General features: G+C 73.7%; 14 protein-coding genes. 10 read left to right on the top strand and 4 right to left on the bottom strand.

Annotation, left to right across the window (positions count from 1 at the left end; translation table 11 throughout):
• On the top strand, positions 1-1,736 hold a 1,736-nt coding region (gene ggt / locus IH00_RS0115430; protein WP_031073845.1), incomplete at its 5' end, for a gamma-glutamyltransferase.
• Positions 1,737-1,757: 21 nt separating this feature from the next.
• On the opposite strand, the gene IH00_RS0115435 is transcribed toward ggt, so the two are convergent.
• Complete coding sequence (locus IH00_RS0115435) at positions 1,758-2,978, bottom strand: cytochrome P450 (RefSeq protein ID WP_031073847.1); 1,221 nt, start codon at positions 2,976-2,978, stop codon at positions 1,758-1,760.
• A 221-nt stretch (positions 2,979-3,199) separates the two neighbouring features.
• Between IH00_RS0115435 and IH00_RS0115440 the strand changes: the two genes are divergently transcribed.
• On the top strand, positions 3,200-4,006 hold the full coding sequence (locus IH00_RS0115440; protein ID WP_031073850.1) for a hypothetical protein: 807 nt from the start codon (positions 3,200-3,202) through the stop codon (positions 4,004-4,006).
• A 200-nt stretch (positions 4,007-4,206) separates the two neighbouring features.
• Here IH00_RS0115440 and IH00_RS0115445 read toward each other — a convergent pair whose 3' ends face one another.
• Both IH00_RS0115445 and IH00_RS0115450 read right to left on the bottom strand, forming a co-directional pair.
• Positions 4,207-4,710, bottom strand: a complete 504-nt coding sequence (locus IH00_RS0115445) for a hypothetical protein (RefSeq protein WP_052411401.1) — start codon at positions 4,708-4,710, stop codon at positions 4,207-4,209.
• A 9-nt stretch (positions 4,711-4,719) separates the two neighbouring features.
• Positions 4,720-4,953, bottom strand: coding sequence for a hypothetical protein (locus IH00_RS0115450; protein WP_158827820.1), 234 nt, complete (start codon positions 4,951-4,953; stop codon positions 4,720-4,722).
• Positions 4,954-6,089: 1,136 nt separating this feature from the next.
• On the opposite strand from IH00_RS0115450, the gene IH00_RS45250 reads away from it, so the two are divergent.
• The 6 genes from IH00_RS45250 (at position 6,090) to IH00_RS0115480 (ending at position 13,247) form a co-directional block, all read left to right on the top strand.
• A complete protein-coding gene (locus IH00_RS45250; protein ID WP_052411403.1) occupies positions 6,090-6,848 on the top strand; it encodes a hypothetical protein in 759 nt (252 codons plus the stop codon).
• Between the two features lie 181 nt (positions 6,849-7,029).
• Positions 7,030-7,872 (top strand): nitrilase-related carbon-nitrogen hydrolase, encoded by an 843-nt coding sequence (locus IH00_RS0115460; RefSeq protein WP_031073854.1) that lies wholly within the window; start codon positions 7,030-7,032, stop codon positions 7,870-7,872.
• Positions 7,872-9,176 (top strand): aspartate aminotransferase family protein, encoded by a 1,305-nt coding sequence (locus IH00_RS0115465; RefSeq protein ID WP_031073856.1) that lies wholly within the window; start codon positions 7,872-7,874, stop codon positions 9,174-9,176. The genes IH00_RS0115460 and IH00_RS0115465 overlap by 1 nt, the downstream gene beginning before the upstream one ends.
• A 56-nt stretch (positions 9,177-9,232) precedes the next feature.
• Positions 9,233-10,645, top strand: coding sequence for a dihydropyrimidinase (gene hydA / locus IH00_RS0115470; RefSeq protein WP_031073858.1), 1,413 nt, complete (start codon positions 9,233-9,235; stop codon positions 10,643-10,645).
• Positions 10,646-10,656: 11 nt separating this feature from the next.
• Positions 10,657-11,658 (top strand): TIGR03842 family LLM class F420-dependent oxidoreductase, encoded by a 1,002-nt coding sequence (locus tag IH00_RS0115475; protein ID WP_031073860.1) that lies wholly within the window; start codon positions 10,657-10,659, stop codon positions 11,656-11,658.
• Positions 11,659-11,738: 80 nt separating this feature from the next.
• Positions 11,739-13,247 carry an NCS1 family nucleobase:cation symporter-1 gene (locus tag IH00_RS0115480; RefSeq protein WP_031073862.1) on the top strand — a complete coding sequence of 503 codons (1,509 nt, stop codon included), beginning with the start codon at positions 11,739-11,741 and terminating at the stop codon, positions 13,245-13,247.
• A 33-nt stretch (positions 13,248-13,280) separates the two neighbouring features.
• Here the strand turns inward: IH00_RS0115480 and IH00_RS0115485 are convergent, their stop codons facing one another.
• The gene (locus tag IH00_RS0115485; RefSeq protein ID WP_031073864.1) at positions 13,281-14,336 is read right to left on the bottom strand and encodes a lipoate-protein ligase LplAB; all 1,056 of its coding nucleotides are present in this window, start codon (positions 14,334-14,336) and stop codon (positions 13,281-13,283) included.
• 209 nt (positions 14,337-14,545) lie between these two features.
• Between IH00_RS0115485 and IH00_RS0115490 the strand changes: the two genes are divergently transcribed.
• Both IH00_RS0115490 and IH00_RS0115495 read left to right on the top strand, forming a co-directional pair.
• On the top strand, positions 14,546-15,382 hold the full coding sequence (locus IH00_RS0115490) for an inositol monophosphatase family protein (RefSeq protein ID WP_031073866.1): 837 nt from the start codon (positions 14,546-14,548) through the stop codon (positions 15,380-15,382).
• An 82-nt stretch (positions 15,383-15,464) separates the two neighbouring features.
• Positions 15,465-16,886: a phytoene desaturase family protein gene (locus IH00_RS0115495; RefSeq protein WP_031073868.1), complete on the top strand. Its 1,422-nt coding sequence runs from the start codon at positions 15,465-15,467 to the stop codon at positions 16,884-16,886.
• Positions 16,887-17,067: the final 181 nt, after the last annotated feature.

A 17,067-nucleotide genomic window follows, 5' to 3' on the forward strand; every position in this document is an offset into this window, starting at 1 on the left:
CCCCCGCCCCCTCCCCTCCCGCCGCACCGGCCAAAACCCCGGTCGCCGTCGGGTACGGCGGAGCCGTCGCCAGCGTGGACCCCGACGCCTCGGCCGCCGGCATCGAGGTCCTGCGGCGCGGCGGCAACGCGGTGGACGCGGCCGTGGCCACCGCCGCGGCGCTCGGCGTCACCGAGCCGTACTCGGCGGGCATCGGCGGGGGCGGCTATTTCGTCCACTACGACGCCGGGACCCGCACCGTCCACACCATCGACGGCCGCGAGACCGCGCCGCGCTCCGCCGACGCGTCCCTGTTCCTCGACGGGAACGGCAAACCCCTCCCGTTCGAGGAGGCCATGACCAGCGGCCTGAGCGTCGGCACCCCGGGCACCCCCGCCACCTGGGACACCGCGCTCGACGCCTGGGGCACCAAGTCCCTGCCGGAACTGCTGGCGCCCGCCGAACGCCTGGCCCGCGACGGCTTCACCGTCGACGCGACCTTCCGTGCCCAGACCGCCGCCAACGAGGCGCGGTTCCGCGACTTCCCCGCCTCCGCGCAGCTCTTCCTGCCGGGCGGCCGGCTCCCCGAGGTCGGCTCGGTGTTCAAGAACCCCGACCTGGCACGGACGTACGGCAAACTGCGCCGCCACGGCACGGGGGCGCTCTACCGGGGTGAGCTCGCCCGCGACATCGTCCGCACGGTGCAGGACCCCCCGGTGCGCGACGGCGCCACCCGGACCGTCCGGGCCGGGGACCTGACGACGCGTGACCTCGCGGCGTACGAGACGGTGTGGCGCAAGCCCACGAAGGTCGCGTACCGCGGCCTGGACGTCTACGGCATGGCGCCCTCCTCGTCGGGCGGCACCACCGTGGGCGAGGCCCTGAACATCCTGGAGCGCACCGACCTCTCACCGGCGCGCGCGTCGCAGGAGCGCTACCTGCACCGGTTCATCGAGGCGAGCCGCGTCGCCTTCGCCGACCGGGGGCGCTGGGTCGGTGACCCGGCCTTCGAGGACGTGCCGGTCAAGGGCCTGCTGTCGCAGCGGTTCGCCGACGCGCGCGCGTGCCTCATCCGCGACGACGCCGTGCTGACCAGCCCCGTCGCACCGGGCGACCCCCGTGACCCGGCGCCGTGCGCGGCCGGCGCGGCGGCGGCCCCGACGACGTACGAGGGCGAGAACACCACCCACCTGACCACGTCCGACAAGTGGGGCAACGTCGTCGCCTACACCCTCACGATCGAGTCGACCGGCGGCAGCGGGATCACCGTGCCCGGGCGGGGTTTCCTGCTCAACAACGAGCTCACCGACTTCTCCTTCGCCCCGGCGAACCCGGCGGTGCACGACCCGAACCTGCCCGGCCCCGGCAAGCGGCCCCGCTCGTCCATGTCGCCCACGATCGTCCTCGACCGCCACGACCGGCCGGTCCTGGCCCTCGGCTCGCCGGGCGGCGCCACCATCATCACCACGGTCCTGCAGACCCTGACCGGCGTGGTGGACCGCAAGCTGCCGCTGGTCGAAGCCATCGCCGCGCCCCGCGCCAGCCAGCGCAACCAGACCACGACGGAGCTCGAACCGGCGCTGTACGGCAGCGGCCTGCGCACCGCACTCGAAGCCCTGGGGCACCGCTTCCGCGAGAACCCGGAGATCGGCGCGGCCACCGGCGTCCAGCGCCTGCCCGACGGCCGCTGGCTCGCGGCCGCGGAGAAGACCCGCCGCGGCGGCGGCTCCGCGATGGTGGTGCGCCCGGCGGGCTGAGCCCCGCCCGCCGGGGCGGCCTCACCAGGCGACCGGCAGGGACTGCGGTCCGCGGATCAGGCCCTTGCTCTGCCACACCATGTCCTCCGGCTCCACCGCGAGCCGGAGGGCGGGGAACCGCTTCAGCAGGCTGGAGATCATGACCTCCGACTCCATCCGGGTCATCTGCGCGCCCATGCAGTGGTGCGAGCCGTACCCGAAGGCCATGTGCGGCGCGTCCGCCCGGTCGAAGTCCAACACCTCCGGGTCCTTGAACACCCCCGGATCCCGGTTGGCCGCGAGGTACGAGGCGTAGACGACCTCGCCCGCGCGGATCGTCACCCCGCCGATCTCGATGTCCTCCATGGCGACGCGGGGCAGCCCCACGCCGTTGCGGTGGGGGATGAACCGCAGCAGCTCGTCGACGGCCTGCGGCAGCAGCTCCGGCTCGGCACGCAGCCGGGCCAGGTGCTGCGGATGGGTGAGCAGCGCGTACACCATGTTGGCGCTGTTGTTGCGCACCGCGTGGGCGCCGCTGACCTGGATGGCGGTGGTGACGGAGACCGCCTCCTCCTGGTTGAGCTCGCCGTTGTCCAGGGCATCGGCGAGCACGGTCGCCAGGTCCTCGCGCGGTTCGCGCCGCCGCCGCTCCAGCAGCTCCGTGATGTAGGCGGTGAGCTCGGCCTTCACCTGCCGGCTGCGCTCCGGGCCCGGCCCCGACGACATGATCAGATCCGGCCATCCGGCGAGCCGGTGCCGGTCCTCGTCCGGTACCCCCAGCAGGTCGCTGACCACCGACAACGGCATCGGCCCGTGGAACATCGCCATCAGGTCGGCGGGCGGGCCGTGCCGCTCCACCTCGTCCAGCAGGCGGTCGGCGGTCTGCTGCGCCAAGGGGCGCAGCCGCTTCATCCCCTGCACGGTGAACGCCCTGGCGACGACCTTGCGCAGCCGCGAGTGCTCCGGCGGGTCGACGTAGTTGAAGCCGGCGTGGGAGGCGATCTGGTGGGCGGTCATCCCGGTCACCCGCGCGGTCCGCTCCGCCAGCGCCCGTCGGCTGAGCCGCGGGTCCGAGGTGATCGCCCGGACGTCCTCGTACCGCGTCACGAGCCACGCCTCGCCCTCGCCGTACGGGAGGCGGATGCGCGCCACGGGCTCGTCGCGCAGCAACTCGTCGAGCAGCGGGTCGAACTGCAGGCCCGGTAGGTCGTCGATCGCCCAGAACCGCGCGGGCGGGGTCTGCGCCGTGGTCGTGTCCGTCATCCCGGTGCTCGCTTTCCGATGGGTCCGTTCAGGCCACGGCATCTGTTCCCGAGCCGCCCGCCGCCCGACGCCGTGCCGGGTCAGCTACCCCCGGATGGACGAAAGAGAAAATAAACACACTTGACCGTATGAATGGGTGACAGTGTGTCCGATCACCGTGGGGCGGGCGGTGCGGGCGGGCAAGGACGGCTCGTCGGCACGACAGCCACAGGAGACCCACGATGCCCAGAATTTCCCGAAAGACCCGCATCGCCGTCCGCGGTGCGTTCGCCGCCTCGGTCATCGCCACGACCCTGACGACGGTCCCCGCCCACGCCGAGGACTCCGCGCACAGCGCGCTCCCCAGCCACCAGTGCACCGTCAACGGTGTGGCGGTGGACCCCGGTGAGCGGGTCACCGGTACGAGCCGCGACGACAAGATCGAGTGCGAGAACGACGTCGAGAACGTCATCATCTTCGGCGGCGGCGGCAACGACAACATCCGCGTGAAGGGTCTGATCCTCGACTCGCAGATCCTCGGCGGCGACGGCGACGACACCATCCAGACCAGCCACCTGATGCCGCGCCACGGCTCCTCGACCATCCGCGGCAACAGCGGCGACGACACCGTCATCGTCGCCACCGTCCGCGGCACGGCCGACCACGGAGCCACCGTCTACGGCGACATGGGCAACGACCGCATCACCGTCGGCAGCGTCCACGGCGCCCCCGGCGACTACGCCCGCGGCGGCGGCCAGGTCTTCGGCAACGACGGCACGGACCACATCACCAGTGGCACCATCGACTTCGGCGGCCGGGTGCTCGGCGGCTCGGAGAACGACCTCATCGAGGCCAAGGCCGTGGGCCCCGAGGCGGGCGGCACCATCCAGGGCGGCCCCGGCGTCGACACCATCCGCGGCACGGCGAACTCGGTGCTGTCGGCCGGTCCCGGCTGGGGCGTCGTGGACGGCGGCCTGGACGTCGACGAGTGCAAGGTCGTGCACGCCGCGCCGGACCGCGCTCGCAGCACCATCGCCAGCTGCCCGTGACCCGCTGACGCGGCACCGCCGCGCGAGGGTCCGTCCCGTGAGGGACCGTGCAGGAGGGCCGGGTACGAGCAGCCGCTCGTACCCGGCCCTCGCCGTTCCCCCTGGGTCACATCGATGTGGCCGCCAGTATGTGGAGGGCCGACAGGCGCGTCATGGGATCGGTGCGGCCGGGGCCGCGGGACCCCGGCCCGCGCCGCGGCTCAGGCGGTGTCCCGTCCCGTCCCGTCGAGCGCCGGCCCGCCCGCCGCCCGGGTGCCGCATCCCGCCCCGGTGTCCGCCGCGTCGGCCGGGCCTGTCGGGCCGGCCGACCGCCGGGCCTCCTCCAGCAGTTCGCGCGCCTTCGCCTCCGCCTCGTCGTACCGCTCGGGGTGGGCCGAACGCTGGACCTCCTGGGCGGTTCGGCCGGGAGTGAGGTCCGGGCACCGGCGCTCCACCTGGACGGCCCGGCGGAAGAACCGCTCCGCGGCGTACGACACGTCCATGATCCGCTCGGGTGTGCCCCAGCCCTGGCTCGGCCGCTGCTGGAACACCCCGAGCGAGTCCTTGTCGCCGCAGGCGAGGTTGTTCATGTGCGACTCGACCCACCCGGCTTCGAAGCCGGCGAGCATCACCTTGCCGGACACGCCGAGGTCGCGGCCGACGGCGTACACGGTCCTGATGACCTCCGGGTCGTGGCCGGGCGGGATGCGGCAGGGGCGTGACATGACGAGGATCTACCCGCCCGTCCCGGGCCGCCATCCGCGGTGGCGTCGGTCCGCCACGGCCGGCTGGACGCACCGGTGGCGCGGGGCGCCGATCCCGTCCAGCAGCGCGATCGCCGGGTCGGCGTGGGTGATGTGCCCCGGGCGGCGCAGGCCCTCCGGGCCGTCCGGCACCCGGCCGACCGCCGTCCGGTGGCGCACCTTTCGCGGTCCGGCCGCGTCCCGGTCCAGGGGCGGGACCACCATGAGCCGGTCCAGCTCCGGCCCTGCTTCCCCGTCGGCCGTCCGCACTCCGCGACGTGGCCCTGCGCGGACAGCGGGTACTGCTCCGGGAAGCCGGGTGCGTCCATGACACGTACGCCGGGCGCCGTCTCCGGGGTGGTGGCGAGGCCGAGCACCGGCAGCCGCGGCACGCCCGCCGCCGGCAGGCCCGCGACCGGAGCCCTCGCCGCCGCGGTGCGGTACTCCTCGGACGGGACGCCGAGGCGGGCGGACGCGTTCACCGCCGCGCCGTGCCCGGCTCCTCGTCCCATCCGCCGGCGCCCGGTTCCGTCCCGAAAAGCTCCCGTAGCCCGGACGTAACACGACTGGGGTCGAATGCCTGCGGACCGCAGACTTTCCGTCGGCAGTGGGGCAGGGGCGTTGCATGACGCTGCATCAACATCCGTCGGCCAGCGGGTCGTTCACGCACTGGCTGGGCGTGCTGGTGGAGCGGCTCGACCACCGGGGCGGCTGGTACGGCGTCTTCTGCCGCCGTGACCCCGCAGGCATGCGGGCCTGCCTCGACGGTACGGAGGTCCCGCCCTGGGACGTGGTGGAAGCGCTGCTCCAGGACCTCGCCACCGCGTACGGCGACCGGGTCGCGCAGGCGGAGGCGGCACGCGCCCGGGACCTGTACGCCGCGGCGGTCGCGGCCCTCGACCGCCGCCCGGGCGCCCGTGCGGCGCTGCACGGGCGGCTGGAGCGGATGCTGCGCGAACAGGCATACGCCGCGGGGCGCGGTGAGGAACTGACCGGCCTGCTGTCCGCCGCGGCGGAGGGTTCCGACGAGGCCGACCGCCTCGCCCGCGACCTGGCGTGGCTCCACGACGACCACGCCCGCGCCTCCGCCCGCATCGACGAACTCCGCGCCCGGCTGGCCGCCCTGCCGCCCGACCCGGCGCAGGCCCCGCCGGCCGCTCCCGCGCCCGGAGCGCCACCCACCCCCTCGCCCGGTGTGCCAGCCGTCCCCGCCCCTGCTCCCGCCCCGTCGCCCGCGCCCGCCCCTGCTCCCGTCCCATCGGCCGCAGCGTCACCCGTCCCCCCGCCACCCTCGGCCCCCTCGCCCGCTCCAGAGATGTGTATAAGAGACAGCCTGGGGCCGGCGCGGCGGCACCGGAGGGGTGCCGAGGAAGCGGCCCAGGGGCGCGCGGTACGCCTGGATCGAGGAGCCCGGACCGGACGGCGAGGAGGACGGGCCGGCGGCCGGCGCCGCGGACGCGGGCCACGAGGCCGTCGCGGTGCCCCGGCTGCCCGTCGCCGGCGCCGTACCCCGAGGTGCGCGGTTCGGGGGCGCCCCGGCCGCCGAGGAGACGCCGCCGCCCCCCGCCGGGCCCACCCCGGAGGACCGGCGCGCCGCCCAGGAGACCGTGGCCGCGCTCGTCGCCCTGCGCGCCCGGGGCCGCGGCGGCGAGGCGCACGCCCTGCTCTGCGAGGCGGCGGCCGGGCCCGCCGCCAGGCTCCCCCTGCTCGCCGCCGGCCTGCACGAGGCCGGGCTCGCGCCGGACTGGGCCACCCTGCTGTGGGAGGCCGCGTCCCTGCCGCCCGAGCACCTCGCGACCGTGGCCGGCGAGCTCGGCGCGGCCGGTCTCGAGCAGGACGCCCGGCACCTGCTGCGCCAGGGTGTGGCGCGGCCCCTGGGGGAGACGGCCGCCGCCGTGCTGGCGCTCGACGAGGCCGGCCGGGAGGGGCATGTCCAAGCCCTGCTGGACGCCTTCATCCGGTCGCGCACCGCCGAGGACGCCGCCCGCCTCGCCGCGTACGCCCCGCAGCGCCTGGTGCCCAGGCTCCTCGCCGCCCACAACGAGGTGCCTCCGCAGGAGCGCGGGGAACACGGCCGGGGCGATCTCGTGCATGCGCTGCGCGTCGCGGGGCTGGTCTGAGGATGGTCGCGCCCGCGCGCGAAAAGTGCCGGGTGTCGACCACTCGGGTACGAAACGTGATCGACTCCGCCGGTTCACGGCGGCGGTCTTGCTCCGGGATGTGACGAGGCTTACGTTCACTGTCTACGCACCGCGTCTACGTGCGTAGAGGCTCTCTGACGCCGTGCCGAAGGAGCAGCTCATGTCCCACGTCGTGCGCGCCGCCCTGGTCCAGGCCACCTGGACCGGCGACACCGAATCCATGATCGCCAAGCATGAGGAGCACGCCCGCGAGGCGGCCCGGCAGGGCGCCAAGGTCATCGGTTTCCAAGAGGTGTTCAACGCTCCGTACTTCTGCCAGGTCCAGGAGCCGGAGCACCACCGCTGGGCCGAGCCCGTCCCGGACGGGCCGACCGTCCGCCGGATGCAGGACCTCGCCCGCGAGACCGGCATGGTGATCGTCGTCCCCGTCTTCGAGATCGAGAGCCCCGGCTTCTACTACAACACCGCCGCGGTCATCGACGCCGACGGCTCGTACCTCGGCAAGTACCGCAAGCACCACATCCCCCAGGTCAGGGGCTTCTGGGAGAAGTACTACTTCCGGCCCGGCAACCTCGGCTGGCCCGTCTTCGACACCGCGGTCGGCCGCGTCGGCGTCTACATCTGCTACGACCGGCACTTCCCCGAGGGCTGGCGCCAACTCGGCCTGAACGGCGCCCAGCTGGTCTACAACCCCTCCGCCACCCACCGCGGCCTGTCCTCCCACCTCTGGCAGCTGGAGCAGCCCGCGGCGGCCGTCGCCAACCTGTACTACGTCGCCGCCATCAACCGCGTCGGCCAGGAGGAGTACGGCGACAACGACTTCTACGGCAGCAGCTACTTCGTCGACCCCCGTGGCCAGTTCGTGGGTGACGTCGCCTCCGACAAGGAGGAGGAACTCGTCGTCCGCGACCTCGACTTCCGCCTCATCGACGACGTACGGCAGACCTGGGCGTTCTACCGCGACCGCCGCCCCGACGCGTACGACGGGCTGGTGAACCCGTGATGAGCGACCTGTACGCACGCCACCGGGCCGTCATCCCCGACTGGGTCGCCCTCTACTACCGGGACCCCATCGAGATCACCCACGGCGAGGGCCGCCACGTCTGGGACGCGGACGGCAGGCGCTACCTCGACTTCTTCGGCGGCATCCTCACCACCATGACCGCCCACGCGCTGCCCGAGGTCACCAAGGCGGTCACCGAACAGGCCGGGCGGATCCTCCACTCCTCCACCCTCTACCTCAACCGCCCGATGGTGGAGCTCGCCGAACGGATCGCCCACCTCTCCGGCATCCCGGACGCCCGCGTCTTCTTCACCACCTCCGGCACGGAGGCCAACGACACGGCGCTGCTCCTGGCCACCACGTACCGCCGCACCAACCAGACCCTGGCGATGCGCAACAGCTACCACGGCCGCTCCTTCTCCACGGTGTCCGTCACCGGGAACCGCGCCTGGTCGCCGACCACCCTCTCACCGCTGCAGACGCTGTACGTGCACGGCGGCGTCCGCACCCGCGGCCCGTACGCGCACCTCGGCGACGCCGCGTTCATCGAGGCGTGCGTCGCCGACCTGGAGGACCTGCTCGGGCACACCGCCGACGTCGCCGCGCTGATCGCCGAACCGATCCAGGGCGTCGGCGGGTTCACCTGCCCGCCCGACGGGCTGTACGCCGCGTTCCGCCAGGTCCTCGACCGGCACGGCATCCTCTGGATCGCCGACGAGGTGCAGACCGGGTGGGGCCGTACCGGCGAACACTTCTGGGGCTGGCAGGCACACGCCGCGAGCGGCCCGCCGGACATCCTCACCTTCGCCAAGGGGATCGGCAACGGCATGTCCATCGGCGGGGTCGTGGCCCGCGCCGAGATCATGAACTGCCTCTCGGCCAACTCCATCTCGACGTTCGGCGGCTCGCCCGTCACCATGGCGGCCGGTCTCGCGAACCTGTCCTACCTGCTGGAACACGACCTCCAGGGCAACGCCCGCCGGGTCGGCGGCCTGCTCATCGAGCGGCTGCGCGCCGCCGCGGCGGGCACCGACCTCGTCCGCGAGGTCCGCGGCCGCGGACTGATGATCGGCGTCGAGCTGGTGAAGCCCGGCACCGACGAGCCGAACCCGGAGGCGGCCACGGCCGTCCTGGAGGCCGCCCGCGAAGGCGGCCTGCTGATCGGCAAGGGCGGCGGCCACCGCACCACCGCGCTGCGCATCGCGCCACCGCTGTCCCTCACCATCGCCGAGGCCGAGGAGGGTGCCGCCCTCCTCGAAGGGGCCCTGGCCTCGGTCCGGCCGTCCAGCCGTCAGGTCCTCTAGGGGCCGGTGGTCCCACTCCAGCTCCAGCAGTCCAGCCGGCCGAAGGGGGCCGCACCATGAGTACCACCCGCACCCTCATCCGCAACGGCCTCGTCATCACCGCCGCCGACGAGACCCACGCCGACGTTCTGATCGAGGACGGCCGCATCGCCGCCCTCGCCGCCCACGGTTCGGCCGTCGCCGCCTCCTGGACCGCCGGCGCCGACCGGACGATCGACGCGACCGGCAAGTACGTCATCCCGGGCGGCGTCGACGCCCACACCCACATGGACTTCCCCTTCGGGGGGACCTTCTCCTCCGACGACTTCGAGAGCGGTACCCGCGCCGCCGCCTGGGGCGGTACCACCACCATCGTCGACTTCGCCGTCCAGACGGTGGGCCACGCGCTGCGCGAGGGACTGGACGCCTGGCACGCCAAGGCCGACGGGAAGTGCGCCGTCGACTACGCCTTCCACATGATCGTCTCCGATGTGAACGACCGGTCGCTCAAGGAGATGGACCTGCTGGTCGAGGAGGGCGTCACCTCCTTCAAACTCTTCATGGCCTACCCCGGGGTCCTCTACAGCGACGACGGCAGGATCCTGCGCGCCATGCAGCGCGCTTCGGTCAGCGGCGGGCTGATCATGATGCACGCCGAGAACGGCATCGCCATCGACGTCCTCGTCGAACAGGCCCTCGCCCGCGGCGAGACCGACCCCCGCCACCACGGCGAGGTGCGCAAGGTGCTGCTGGAGGCGGAAGCCACCCACCGCGCCATCCAGCTCGCCCGCGTCGCCGGCGCGCCCCTCTACGTCGTCCACGTCTCGGCCGAGGAAGCCGTCGCGGAACTCGCCGCCGCGCGCGACAAGGGCCTCGACGTCTTCGGCGAGACCTGCCCCCAGTACCTCTTCCTGTCCACCGACAACCTCGCCGAGCCCGGTTTCGAGGGTGCCAAGTACGTGTGCAGCACACCGCTGAGGCCGCGCGAGCACCAGGCGGCGCTCTGGCGCGGCCTGCGCACCGACGACCTCCAGGTGGTCTCCACCGACCACTGCCCCTTCTGCTTCACCGGCCAGAAGGAACTCGGACGCGGCGACTTCTCCCGCATCCCCAACGGGCTGCCGGGCGTGGAGAACCGCATGGACCTGCTCCACCAGGGTGTCGTCGACGGCCACATCGGCCGGCGCCGCTGGATCGACATCGCCTGCGCCGCCCCCGCCAGGATGTTCGGCCTCTACCCCCGGAAGGGCACCATCGCCCCCGGCTCCGACGCCGACGTCGTCCTCTACGACCCCCACGCCGAGCAGACCCTCTCGGCCACCACGCACCACATGAACGTCGACTACTCCGCGTACGAGGGCAGGACCGTCACCGGCCAGGTGGAGACCGTCCTCTCGCGCGGCGAGGTCGTCATCGACCGCCGCACCTTCACCGGCCGCGCCGGTCACGGCCTCTACACGCCCCGCTCCACCTGCCAGTACCTGAACTAGGAGGCCACCTCGTGGACTTCGGACTCGTCCTGCAGACCGACCCGCCCGCCTCGGCGGTCGTCGGGCTCATGCGGCGCGCGGAGCGCAACGGCTTCCGCTACGGCTGGACCTTCGACTCCGCCGTGCTCTGGCAGGAGCCCTTCGTCATCTACAGCCAGATCCTCGAACACACCCGCGACCTGACCGTCGGGCCGATGGTCACCAATCCGGGCACCCGCACCTGGGAGGTCACCGCCTCCACCTTCGCCACCCTCAACGACATGTTCGGCAACCGCACCGTGTGCGGCATCGGCCGCGGCGACTCCGCCATGCGCGTCGCCGGCCGCAAACCCAACACCCTGGCCCGGGTCGGCGAGGCGATCGACGTCATCCGCGACCTGGCGGAGGGCCGCGAAGCGCTCGTCGACGGCAAGCCGTTGCGCATCCCCTGGGTGCGCGACGGGAAGCTGCCCGTGTGGATGGCCGCGTACGGGCCCAAGGCGCTCGCCCTCGCCGGGCAGAAGGCCGACGGTTTCATCCTCCAGCTCGCCGACCCCTTCCTGACGGAGTGGATGGTCAGAGCGGTGCGGAAGGCCGCCGAGGACGCCGGACGCGACCCGGACGCCATCACCGTCTGCGTCGCCGCGCCCGCGTACGTCGGTGACGACCTGGCCCACGCGCGCGAACAGTGCCGGTGGTTCGGCGGGATGGTCGGCAACCACGTCGCCGACCTGGTCGGCCGGTACGGCGAGCACTCCGGCCTGGTCCCCGAGGCCCTGACCGCGTACATCAAGCAGCGCGAGGGCTACGACTACAGCCACCACGGGCGGGCCGGGAACCCGTCCACCGACTTCGTCCCCGACGAGATCGTCGACCGCTTCTGCCTGCTGGGGCCGCCCGCCGCCCACATCCGGAAGCTCGAGGCGCTGCGCGACCTGGGCGTCGACCAGTTCGCCGTCTACGACATGCACGACGCGAAGGAAGCGACGATCGACGCCTACGGCTCCGAGATCATCCCCGCGCTGAACTCCTGACCTGCCACCGGAACCCCCCACGCCCCGAGCACGGCCCCGTCCCGTCCCCGCACCGCGCTTCCAGGGAGGGCTCCGTCCCCATGACCGCCACCGCCCCGATATCCGGCGGGCGCGTCGAACTCGCGCCCGCCGACGTCCCCGCCGACAGCCGCTTCGCCAACGAGGACCTCCTGCCCGTGCCGGTGGCGCGCCGCCGCTGGACCACGTACAACTTCGCCGCCCTCTGGGTGGGCATGGCCCACAACATCCCGTCCTGGCTGCTCGCGTCGGGTCTGGTCGCGCTCGGGATGGACTGGAAGCAGGCCGTCCTCACCATCGCGCTGGCCAACGTCGTCGTCCTCGTGCCGATGCTGCTGACCGGGCACGCCGGCCCGAAGTACGGCATACCGTTCCCCGTCCTCGCACGGGCGTCGTTCGGGCTGCGCGGGGCCAACCTGCCGGCACTGATCCGGGCGGGTGTCGCGTGCGCGTGGTTCGGGATCCAGACGTGGATCGGCGGGCAGGGCATCTTCGTCCTGCTCGGCAAGGTCTTCGGCGGATGGGCGGAAGCGGCGCGGATCGGCGGCCAGCCGTGGACCCTGTGGCTGTGCTTCGCGCTGTTCTGGGCACTGGAACTGGCCATCATCCACCGCGGCATGGAGGCCCTGCGCCGGTTCGAGAACTGGGCGGCGCCCTTCGTCATCGTGGGCGCGCTGGTGCTGCTGGTGTGGATCGCCGCCAAGGCCGGCGGCTTCGGGCCGCTGCTCGACCAGCCGTCCACGCTCGGCTGGGGGGCCGGTTTCTGGCCGGTGTTCTTCCCCTCCCTCATGGGCATGATCGCCTTCTGGTCCACCCTGTCGCTGAACATCCCCGACTTCACCCGCTTCGGCGCCGGGCAGCGCGCCCAGGCCGTCGGCCAGGCGCTGGGGCTGCCCACCACGATGACGCTGTTCGCGCTGCTGTCGGTCTTCGTCACCTCCGGCTCCCAGGCGGTGTACGGGGTGGCCGTCTGGGACCCGGTCGCGCTCGCCGCCCGCACGGACAACGTCTTCGGGCTGCTCTTCGCCCTGGTCACCGTGCTGGTCGCGACGATCTCCGTCAACATCGCGGCCAACGTCGTCTCGCCCGCGTACGACCTGGCCAACCTCGCCCCCCGGCGCATCGACTTCCGCAGGGGCGCGCTCATCACCGGCGTGGTGGGGGTGCTCATCATGCCGTGGAAGCTCACCGGGACGCCCGAGCTGTACATCTTCACCTGGCTGGGGCTGGTGGGCGGGCTGCTCGGCACGGTCGCCGGCATCCTGATCGCGGACTACTGGCTGGTGCGCCGCACGGTCCTGGACCTCGCCGACCTGTACCGCCCGGGCGGCCGGTACTGGTACGTGCGGGGCTGGAACCCGGCGGCGGTCGCCGCGTTCGCCGTGGGCGGGGTGCTCGCGGTGGGCGGCTCGCACTCGGCCCCCGGCAAGGGCCCGTTCCCGCAGGACGGCCTCATCCCCCTGCTGAAGCCGCTCGCCGATTACGGATGGGCGGTGGGCCTCACGGCCTCCCTGGTGGTGTACGTGGCGCTGATGACGGCGCGGCGGAGAAACCGGCCGGCCGCCGCCTGACACGCGTCCTGCTCCGCGGGAGGCGCCCCGAGCTCAGGGCACCCGGGCCGTCCACCGCGCCGAGGAGAACTTCGTCCGGGCCAGCTCCCGCGCGCGGGCCATCTCGTCGTCCGTGACCCCGCCCTCGGCCAGCCCGTACCGCTCGCGGAAGGAGCCGATCATCCGCTCGATGACCGTGGCGCGCGGCAGGCCCGTCTGCCGCCGCAGCGGATCCACGCGCTTCCTCGCGCTCGTCGTGCCCTTGTCCGCGAGCTTCTCCCGGCCGGTGCGCAGCACCTCCGTCATCTTGCCCGCGTCGATGTCGTACGCCATCGTCACGTGGTGCAGCACCGCGCCGTCCCCGCCGACGACCCGCTTCTGCGCCGCACCGGCGATCTTGCCCGCGTCCGTGGCGATGTCGTTCAGGGGCTGGTACCAGGCCTTGATCCCCATGTCCCCGAGCGCGCCGAGCACCCAGTCGTCCAGGTAGGCGTAACTGTCCGTGAAGGACAGGCCCTTGACCAGTGCTTCGGGGACGGACAGCGAGTACGTGATGGTGTTGCCCGGCTCGATGAACATCGCGCCCCCGCCGCTGATCCGGCGCACCACCGTGACGCCGTGCCGCTCGGCCGCCTCCGCGTCCACCTCGTTGCGCAGCGACTGGAAGCTGCCGATCACCACCGCGGGCGCGCCCCACTCCCACACCCGCAGCGTCGGCGGGCGCCGGCCGGCCGCTACCTCCGCGGTCAGCACCTCGTCCAGGGCCATGTGCAGTGCGGGCGGCTGCGGCCCGTCGTGGACGAGCTGCCAGGCGTAGTCCGTCCAGTCCGTCGCGTGCGCCAAGGCCCGCCGCACGGCCACCCCGATGCCCTCGGTGGTCAGCCCGAACAGCTGCGTGCCGGGCGGCAGGGCGGCGTCGATCCGCGCGGCGAGCCCCGACGCGTCGGTGTCGGCGGGCGCGCCCTCCAGGGCCCGGTCGATGGCTTCCAGCGCGTCGTCCGGCTCCAGGAAGAAGTCCCCGGCGACCCGCACCCGGCGCAGGACCCCGTCCTCCGTGTCGAGATCGACCACGATCAGTTTGCCGCCGGGGACCTTGTATTCACCGTGCACGTTCCGCGACTCCCGTGTCCGCCGTACGCTCCGCCGTCCCGGCCCCGAGGGCCGTCGCCCAGCGTACGGCCGGTCCCTCCGCCCCCGCCCGCCCGACGCTCCCGGGAGCTTCCGGGACCTGCGCCGGGTGGCGCCGGCATGACGGGGAAGTGACGGGCGGGACACCGCCCCGGCGCCTCGATGTCAGAGGTCCGTGATGGGATGGACCCATGATCGATGAGCTACTCGACGGTTCCGGGTCCCTGTCCAGCGAGGTCGAGGCGGCGGTGCGCGCAGCGGCCGCCATCGAGATCGTGCCGCGCCACCGCCGGCTCGCCGTGCACGAGATCGTCGAGAAGAACGGCCCGCACGATCTCGTGACCGTCGCCGACCGGGCCGCCGAGGCCCACCTCACCGCGGCGCTCACCCGGCTGCTGCCCGGCTCCGTGGTGGTCGGCGAGGAGGCGGTCCACGCCGACCCGACGGTGTACGAGGCGCTGCACGGCGACGCCCCGGTGTGGATCGTCGATCCCGTGGACGGCACACGGCAGTTCGTGCGCGGCGAGCCCGGCTTCTGCTCCCTCGTCGCGCTCGCCCGGCGGGGCGAGGTGCTGGCCGGGTGGACCTACGCCCCGGTGCTGGGGGAGATGGCCGTCGCGGTGCGCGGCCACGGCGCCCGGCTGAACGGCACGGCCCTGCGGGCCGGATCGCCCGCGCCGGGCGCGGTCCTGGAGGTGGCCACGTCCCACCCGGACTACACCACCCCCGGCCAGAAGGCCGCCCTGGCCGGCCTGGCCACCGACGACGGCGTACGCGCCACGCCGTGCGGTTCGGCGGGACTGGCCTACCTGGACGTGGCCCGGGGCGCCACCGACGCGCTCGTCTTCACCTGGGAGTACGCCTGGGACCACGCAGCGGGCCTGGTCCTGGTCGAGGAGGCCGGCGGCACCCATCTGACGCTCTCCGGCGAGCCGTTCCGCATCACCGGCGGCAACGCCCTGCCCTTCACGGCGGCCCGCGACGACACCACGGCCGCCCGGGTCCGCGCCCTGCTGACCGCCCAGTAGCCGTCCGGCCCCCGGGCCCGGAGAAGCCCCTGTGCCGCATATCCTTGATGCCCCTGCCATCGGCTGACGAAGGAGTCCGAAGGTGCCGTCGATGCTCGATGCCGTCGTCGTGGGGGCGGGGCCGAACGGACTGACCGCCGCCGCCGAGCTCGCCCGGCGCGGCTTCTCCGTCGCCGTGTTCGAGGCCCTCGACACGGTCGGCGGGGGTGCCAGGACCGAGGAGCTCACGCTGCCCGGCTTCCGGCACGACCCGTGCTCCGCCGTGCACCCCCTGGGCGCCGGCTCACCGGCGTTCAAGGCCATGCCGCTCGACCGGTACGGCCTGGAGTGGCTGCACCCCGAGCTGCCCATGGCCCACCCCTTCGACGACGGAACGGCCGCGGTGCTGTCCCGCTCCGTCCCCGAGACCGCCGCCTCCTTCGGGCCCCGGGACGCGGGCGCGTACCGGCGGCTCGTCGAGCCGTACCTCGGCAAGTGGGACAGCCTCGCCCGGGACTTCATGTCGCTGCCGCTGACCGCCCTCCCGCGCGACCCCCTCACTCTCGCGCGCTTCGGCATCGACGGCCTGCCGCCCTCCACCTGGCTCATGCGCCGCTTCCGCGACGACCGGGCCCGAGCGCTGTTCGCCGGACTCGTGGCGCACGTCATCGCGCCGCTCGGCGGCCTGGCCACCGGCGCGATCGGGCTGGTCTTCGCGCTCGCCGCGCACGCCGGCGGCTGGCCGCTGCCGCGCGGCGGTTCCCAGTCGATCTCGGACGCCCTCGCCGCGTACGTACGCGACCTCGGCGGCACCGTCCACACCGGGTTCGAGGTCAAGCGCCTCGACGACCTGCCCCCGGCGCGCGCCTACGTCTTCGACACCTCTCCGACGGCGCTGGCCCGGATCGCCGGCCTGGGCCGGTTCTACGACGGCTACCGCTACGGCGCCTCCGTCTACAAGATCGATTACGCGCTCGACGGCCCGGTGCCCTGGACCGCACCCGCCGCCCGCCGCGCCGGCACCGTCCAGGTCGGCCCCAGCACCCGTGAGATCGGCGCCGCCCTGCACCAGGCGTCGAGCGGCACGGCGCCCCGCACCCCGTTCCTGATCACCGCCCAGCCCAGCCTGGTCGACCCCTCCCGCGCGCCCGAGGGCAAGCACGTCTTCTGGGTGTACGGTCACGTACCGCACGCCTGGCAGGGCGACCTCACCGAGGCGGTGGAGCGCCAGATCGAGCGCTTCGCCCCCGGCTTCCGTGACCTCGTCATCGCCCGCGCCACCGCCGGCCCGCCCGAGATGGCCGCCCGCAACGCCAACTACGTCGGCGGCGACATCGCCTGCGGCGCCGCCAGCGGGCTCCAGCTCCTGCTGCGCCCCCGCCTGACCCTCTTCCCCTACAGCACCCCGCACCCGGCCGTGTTCCTCTGCTCGTCGGCCACCCCGCCCGGCCCCGGCGTGCACGGCATGTCGGGCCACAACGCGGCCAAGGCGGTCTGGCGCCACCTGCGGAGGACCGGCCGGTGAGGATCGGCCCCGCCCGCGGGGCCGGCACCCGGCCGCACGCCGACGCACCCGGTGGACGCCGCCGACTCCCGGCTCCTGGGCGGCGGCAGGGGGCACGGCGCGATCCTCGGCTGCGCTCCGCGGGCGCGCAGGTGGTCGTCGGCTCCCTGGAGCAGGTGCTGGCGGCCGTGCGCCGCCGTGC

The sequence above is a fragment of the Streptomyces sp. NRRL S-118 genome, assembly GCF_000716335.1.
Taxonomy (GTDB): Bacteria; Actinomycetota; Actinomycetes; order Streptomycetales; family Streptomycetaceae; genus Streptomyces.